The 6680-nt window shown below is 63.6% G+C and carries 5 protein-coding genes and 1 pseudogene; 4 read left to right on the forward strand and 2 right to left on the reverse strand.

Going from position 1 to position 6680, the window contains the following annotated elements; genetic code table 11:
- A partial coding sequence (locus tag EN932_RS25185; protein ID WP_128369143.1) for an endonuclease/exonuclease/phosphatase family protein occupies positions 1 to 597 on the reverse strand: 597 nt, incomplete at its 3' end.
- A 108-nt stretch (positions 598 to 705) separates the two neighbouring features.
- On the reverse strand, positions 706 to 2169 hold the full coding sequence (locus tag EN932_RS25190; RefSeq protein WP_127366090.1) for a phosphatidylserine/phosphatidylglycerophosphate/cardiolipin synthase family protein: 1464 nt from the start codon (positions 2167 to 2169) through the stop codon (positions 706 to 708).
- Between the two features lie 308 nt (positions 2170 to 2477).
- Between EN932_RS25190 and EN932_RS25195 the strand changes: the two genes are divergently transcribed.
- The 4 genes and pseudogenes from EN932_RS25195 to EN932_RS25210 form a co-directional block, all read left to right on the forward strand.
- Positions 2478 to 2678 (forward strand): hypothetical protein, encoded by a 201-nt coding sequence (locus EN932_RS25195; protein ID WP_013529836.1) that lies wholly within the window; start codon positions 2478 to 2480, stop codon positions 2676 to 2678.
- A 614-nt stretch (positions 2679 to 3292) separates the two neighbouring features.
- Positions 3293 to 3655 (forward strand): hypothetical protein, encoded by a 363-nt coding sequence (locus tag EN932_RS38455; protein WP_206519241.1) that lies wholly within the window; start codon positions 3293 to 3295, stop codon positions 3653 to 3655.
- 12 nt (positions 3656 to 3667) lie between these two features.
- Positions 3668 to 4183 carry an AraC family transcriptional regulator gene (locus EN932_RS25205; protein ID WP_064995671.1) on the forward strand — a complete coding sequence of 172 codons (516 nt, stop codon included), beginning with the start codon at positions 3668 to 3670 and terminating at the stop codon, positions 4181 to 4183.
- Between the two features lie 195 nt (positions 4184 to 4378).
- Positions 4379 to 6680 (forward strand): annotated as a pseudogene (locus EN932_RS25210) (calcium-binding protein); the annotation flags it as partial.

Consider the following 6680-nt stretch of genomic DNA (forward strand, 5'->3'; position numbering starts at 1 on the left):
GTTGCCAAGCCGCCATTCGTTGAGGTCGCCGAGCAGCAGGGTCGGTCTTTCGTCCGGGCTGTTCATCAGGTCGAGCACGACGCGCGCCTGCTGGGAGCGCGAGCGGCGCAGCAGGCCAAGATGGGCGGCGATGATGCGCAGCGTCCGGCTTCCATCGAGGTCGATCTCCGCCACCACCGCGCCGCGCGGCTCCAGCCCCGGAAGCTTGATCTGGTGCACGTCGCGAACGACGCCCTTCTTGAACAGCAAGACGTTGCCATGCCAGCCATGGCCCTTGCCGGTAGCGGAAATCGGCACCGGAACCAGTCCGGTTTCCCGTTCGAGCCGGGGCAGGTCGAGAAGACCATCACGGTCGCCGAAGCGGTTGTCGGCTTCCTGCAGGGCAATGACATCCGGATCGATTTCGCGGATGACGCGGATGGTCCGGTCCGGATCGAACTTCCTGTCGACGCCGATGCATTTGTGGACATTGTAGGAGGCAACCAGCGTGCCGGTGGTGGCTGTCGTCTTGAGTGCGGCGGCGTTAGCTTTCTGCATCCGGCGGTCACGAAGGGACAGAAGCATGCTTGCCGGGAGGCTGCGTCCAATTCTGTGCATCTGTGCTGCTCGTTCTCGCTGGCTTCAATTCAGAAGCCGGATACAGTCAAAATAGGCAATTTCGGCGTATGTTCCATGACAGACGAGTTCCTCAAGCGCGCCTCCGCCTTAGAGATAGGGTGAACCGAGCCACAATGCCCGGTCGAACAGCCTGATAAGGAACGGCCGGGCTCGCAAGGCTTCCAGCGTTACCGGCACGGCGGAGGCAATCGCCGACCCGATCCGCGCCTCGATCTCGCTGGCAAAGCCGGCATCGAGCACCTCCAAGTCGATCTCGAAATTGAGCCGCAGCGATCGGGCGTCAAGATTGGAAGATCCGACATAGGCCCACGCGCCGTCGATCGAAAGCAGCTTCGAATGGTCGAATGGTCCCTCGGTTCGCCAGACACGGCAATAGTGTTTGAGCACCTGATCGAACTGCGCCATCATCGCGCGGTCGACGAGGAAGAGATTGTTCACCGCCGGCACCACGATGTCGATTTCGACCCCGCGCCTGCCGGCGGTGATCAGGGCGCTGATCAGTTCCCGATCCGGCAGGAAATAGGGCGACATCACGCGTATGGACTTGCGGGCGACCGAGAACGCACCGATCAGCAGCTTGTGGTTGGTCTCGTTGCTGGCATCCGGGCCGGAAGCGACTGCCCGCACCATCATCGGTGCGCCTGGCGATGGCGACAGCGGGGCAATGCGCCAGGCGTCGCCCTTCAGCGCCTCGTTGGTGGCGAAGCGCCAGTCTTCGGCGGCGACCGAAAAGAGGTCGGCGACGATCGGGCCGGTCACCCGGAAATGTGTGTCCCTGGCGCTGTTGGAGCCGGCGAATTCGGCGGAGAAGCCTTTTCGGATGTTCATGCCGCCGGTGAAGGCGGCGATGCCGTCCACCACCAGGATCTTCCGGTGGGTCCTCAGATTGGCGTAGGGCAGGCGCAGGCCCATGACGATGTTGCCGTTGAAGACGTCGGCGGGGATGTTGGCCTCGCGCAAATGCCCCAGGATGCTCGGCACCGAGTAGCGGGCGCCGACGGCATCGATCAGCACGCGGACGGTGACGCCGCGCCGGACGGCGCCGGCCAGCGCCTCGACGAAGAGCAGGCCGACGGCGTCATTGTCGAAAATATAGGTCTCGAGCAGGACGCTGCGCTCGGCGCCGTCGATTGCCGCGCACATGGCGGCATAGGCCTCGTCGCCGGTCTCCAGCACATCGATTGCGTTTCCAGGGTTGAGCGCGCGCCGCGCCACCCTGTCGCCGAGTGTCCGCAAGCCCGTGAACCGTTGCCCGTATCGCTCGACGATCAGGGCCTCTTCGACAGCGACGTCGCGCTCATGCTTGGCGGACACCACGCCGTCGGCAAACGGGCGCTGGGCGGTGATCGTGGCACGGCGGATGCGATTGATGCCGGCGACGGCGTAGATCAGCACGCCGAGGATCGGGGACAGCACCATCACGCCGACCCAGCCGGTGGCGGCGCGCACATCTTCCTTGGTCATGACGGCATGGACGATGCCGACCGTCGCCATCACCACGGAGATGATCGCCAGAATTTGCGGCCAGTGAGTCGCCAGGGTCGCCAACATGCCGAGACTATCCAGCGAGCGGTTGCAGAAGGCAATGCGGCCGGTCCTGCCGCGCATTCGCCGGATGGTGGCATGCGGCCCTGGCCGAAGGTTTCGACCAGCCGCAGAGATTGATGGGTAGAAGCTTCCCGACGGACCCTGTTCAGAAGGACAAACCTGACCTAGCGGAAGCATAGAGCCTGGCATCATCCTGTTCTGCTCAGAGCCTCCGAAGCCTCTTATGCTTTGGTGCGACCTCTATTGTATATCAGGATGAATGAACTTAATGATATGAACACTTTGATTGATGGCGAGGGGGGCGCCTAACGATGAAATTCAACTTCGATGAACCTCCCGGCGATGACGTAGTTGCCGACACGTCGGCAGAATGCCAACGCCAATTGCTGCCTCTCGTCCGCGAGATCGTCCAGGCGGCCGTCGCTGCCGGATGGAGCGAGGAGGACGTTCTTCTGGGGTTTGTCGAACTTGCATGGGATTTGTATGAGAATCGTCGCGACGATCTGCAATGACCGGTAGCCAATCTGGTAGCTCTGCATTGCTGGCTGTGTCGCGGCTTTTGCGTCGGCAGCTTTTCGCGATAGGAATTTTTTCTTGACACGGTGATCTCAGCTAAGGTATATATTCGTGCATGGTGCTGATTTGCGCCAGTGACCCGCCGAGCAGGCGGGTTTTTCGTTTGATGCTCCGTCAGCCAATGCGCCGAAGGGTCCAAAGGGACCTGTTGACCCGTAGTCGCGACCTAAAGGCCTGGGTTCCTCGCCCCGAGGGGCTTTTATCCCGAACAAAATTTTTTGTTTGCGTACGGATGTTATTCACTATCCGCAGCATGTGCGTTACGTTGGATCCGGGTCGGGCTAAGGGGGATTTCAGGCGGCAGACAAGCGGCTGAGGCCAGGCAATGGAAAATGCGGACGATGCTCGGGAAAGCGGCAATTCCCAGGGCGTCAATCGAGAACGGACAGCTCGATATGTCCTGGACATAATTCCTGAAAGCGCAGGCCCCTGGAGGGCCACCGCGGCGCGGAGTGTCATAGACTCAGCCCGCGATCCCGTCTCGCAGACATTCCCGGCCAAAGAGCATTCCACTGGAATTGCGCTGCGGCCCGCACGCCGATCGAGAGCCTTGCTCGGCAGCGACCGGATCACGCGGTACGATACGCCGACCGGATGTCGCGTCGTCAATCCGGCGGGTGTGGACAGCAAGCCGGCCTGGTCCCTGACCCGGGAGAACGCCGTCGTTTCCATCGCTCCCGAAGCGCTGGCGCAATTGGCCGTGCATGAATGCGATCTCGCCGAACTCGATCCGCCTGCTTTCGGCACGGTCGACCCGGCCGATCTGCTGCGCACCCACCCAGGCCGCAACAGGCGCCTTGCGGCGTTTTCCAGAATACATCTTGCTGCAAATCCGCCCCAAGCTCCGCAGGAATCGTCTGGAATGTCATGCAGTCCGCGCGTTGTACGCCGTCCGGCCGGAACGCTCTCATGAATGGGGTTGGCGATGCCGGTCGGCTTCGATCAATCACGAATTGTTTTTCAGGGGAACGCGGAAGGAAGCCTAGGGTTGAACCTCATCCGGGACGAATCAGGAGGCCAAGAAATGCCGGGTGAGGATGGTGTCCCCGGACCGGTTTCCGGACCCAATTCGCGACAACCGACGCTCAACGCAAAAGGCGGGCTTTCCGTCCGCGCCGCGAGCCGCGTGCGGCAATTCCTGGACGAGAACTTTACGCGCAAGCTGGCGCTTGCCGAGATGGCTGCGGTTTGCGGTCTTTCACCCTATCATTTTGTGCGGGCTTTCTCGAGGACGTTCGGGATGCCGCCGCATCAGTACGTCCTCGGTCTGCGGCTGGATTTCGCTGAAAGGTTGCTTGCCGACAGCGGCATGACGATCGCCGACATCGCTCACTCCAGCGGATTTTCGAGCCAGAGCCATTTTACCACCGTGATGAAGAAATACCGGCAGATGACGCCGCTGCAGGCGCGGATGGGAAAGCTTAGCGCCAAGTTTAGATGAGACGGCGCTTAGGGAGTTGCTTTATTACTTGATTCTAAAGCATTGGCAGGGGTAACGAGCCGTTAACCTATGCCGGTTTGCTCGCCTCTTTTCTCACAAGACAGCAATATCGTGAAATACCGCACGCAGGAATCATGTCTTCCTGCGATGGAGCGGAATTGTCAGACATTTCGTGCCGGCCAGCGGAGAGGGACCATGACCGACAACCAGATTTCGAACGGCCAGATTTCGAGCGGTTCGTTTGTTCGGCGTCGCACAGCGCATTTCGCGGGGCAGTGGATCGCGGGGGCCGATCATGGTTCGCGCTCGGTTCGCCGCCGCCTGATGGCCGTGCTGCGCATGGCGCATCGTGCGCTTGGTATGGGGCGCAGGCGTCTGGGGCTGGGAACGCTGGGGGTCGGCGGCAGCGTGCGTTCGGCCTTGGCCTCCTCCGTCAGCCTGGCGAGCATCGTCGGCGGCCTGGCGGCGATCGCCGCGCTCAGCCTCGCCACGCCGGCCCAGGCACAATACCAGGCCGGCGGCGGGTCCGCGACAGGCGGCAACGCCGTCGCCATCGGTAACGGTGCCACGACGAATGGCAACAACGCCGTAGCGTTGGGCACCTCCAACAGTGCAACGGGCGACGCTTCGATCGCCATCGGCTATTCGATGAGTGTCAATGGCCTGAACGCCATCGGCATAGGTGTCTTTGCAAGCGCGACCGGCATTAACGCGCTCGCTGTGGGCGGAAACGCCCATGCTAACGCCGGCGGGGCAAGCGCCTTTGGCGTCAACAGCACCGCAAATGGGGCGAACGCGACTGCCATCGGCTCCACGGCTACTGCTGGCGCCGCCGCGACGGCCGTTGGCGTATCGAGCCAAGCGACCGGCGGCAATTCCGTCGCTGTCGGCAGCGTGAGCCAGGCTTCGGGGAACAGTTCGACCGCCCTCGGCACGGGAACCGTCGCCAACAGCTTTGGTACCGCGGTTGGATCGACCAGCCAAGCAACCGGCGGCAACGCGACCGCAATGGGAGCGGGTAGTAACGCAAGCGGCGGCAATTCGATAGCGCTGGGAGTGGTCAGCCAGGCAACCGGCGGCAATTCTCTCGCCGCCGGGAACGGCGCCAACGCCAGCGGAGTCTCGGGCGTCGCCGTCGGCAACGCTGCTAGGGCGACCGGCAACAGCTCAACGGCACTCGGGGTGCAAGCGCTGGCGATCGGCGACAGCACGGTTGCTGTCGGTCAGGGCGCCGGCGCCGGGTCAACCACCGGAAATGCCAGCTCGGTCGCGGTGGGCGTCGCGGCAGGCACGCTCGTCAGCGGCGGACAGAATACCGCTGTCGGCGGCGGCGTCCCAAGCGTCTTGAGAGGCGCCGGCTCCGGCGTCACGGGGCAGCGCAATGTCGCCCTCGGCACTGGTGACGGCGCCGTTGCCTATGACGCAACGCTCTCCGCCTCCGCGGGCAATCTGGTCACCGGCAACGACAACATCGCGATCGGAACCAATGCCGGTATTGGTGTCGCCGTCAGCAACACCGCGTCGATCGGCCACAACGCTCAAGCCAGCCAGACCAACGCCGCCGCCATTGGCACGGGATCCATCGCCAGCGGCGTGAATTCCATCTATCTGGGCGCACGCTCCGCTGCCGGAACGGGGGCTCTCGCTCAGAGCGCGATCGCTATCGGCGTGGACGTGACGGCAAACGTGGCTGATGCCACGGCGATCGGCCGTACAAGCGTGGCATCGGCCCAGTTCGCCGTCGCAATCGGGGTAAATTCCCGTGCGACGGGGATAAGCTCGTCAACACTCGGCCCCAACGCACTCGCCTCAGGCAATTTCGCATTGGCTTTCGGCAATGCCGCTCTGTCGAGTGGAATCGGCTCGGTCGCGATTGGGTCGGGTGCCCAGGGCACGGATGTTGGCGCCGTGGCGCTCGGCAATGGCTCCCGTGCGACCCTCGCGCGCGCAACGGCGCTGGGCGTTAGCGCATCGGCGAGTGGCGCGAGCGCCCTGGCGATGGGCGATACCGCAAACGCGAGTGCCCAGAACGCGATCGCCGCCGGAACGAACGCGGTCGCAAACTCCGCCGATGCCGTCGCCATCGGCACCAGGGCGAATGCAAGCGGCGGCAAGGCCGTCGCCATCGGCGCCGACAACGTCGCTTATGGCGACGGCGCCGTCTCTATCGGCGATCCCAGCTATGCCAGCGGTACCGGCTCCTTCACCGGCGGCGCCAACAACATCGCCAACAGCGATGGCACGGCAACCGCCACCGCGGCCAATATGGCCAACGGCGCTGTCGCCATCGGCAACAGCAACAAGGCGATCGGGCAAGGCTCGGTGGCGCTGGGCAACGGCTCGACGGCGGGCGCAGCCGGCCTCGCCGGGAACGTCGCACTGGGCGATGGCGCGACAGCGGCGGCAAGCTCCGGCGATGTCGCGCTTGGTTCGGGCTCGGTCACCACTACGGCGGACGGCACGGCCAGCGGTGTGGGCAACGGAACGACCTACCCCT

Source organism: Mesorhizobium sp. M7A.F.Ca.US.002.01.1.1 (assembly GCF_004022955.1).
GTDB classification, from domain to species: Bacteria; Pseudomonadota; Alphaproteobacteria; order Rhizobiales; family Rhizobiaceae; genus Mesorhizobium; species Mesorhizobium ciceri.

Bases quoted from the DNA above. Each gene is read 5' to 3' on its own strand.
- EN932_RS25195 (WP_013529836.1), top strand. From the start codon at position 2,478: ATGAAATTCAACTTCGATGAACCTCCCGGCGATGACGTAGTTGCCGAC.
- EN932_RS25205 (WP_064995671.1), top strand. From the start codon at position 3,668: ATGCCGGTCGGCTTCGATCAATCACGAATTGTTTTTCAGGGGAACGCG.
- EN932_RS25190 (WP_127366090.1), bottom strand. From the start codon at position 2,169: ATGTTGGCGACCCTGGCGACTCACTGGCCGCAAATTCTGGCGATCATC.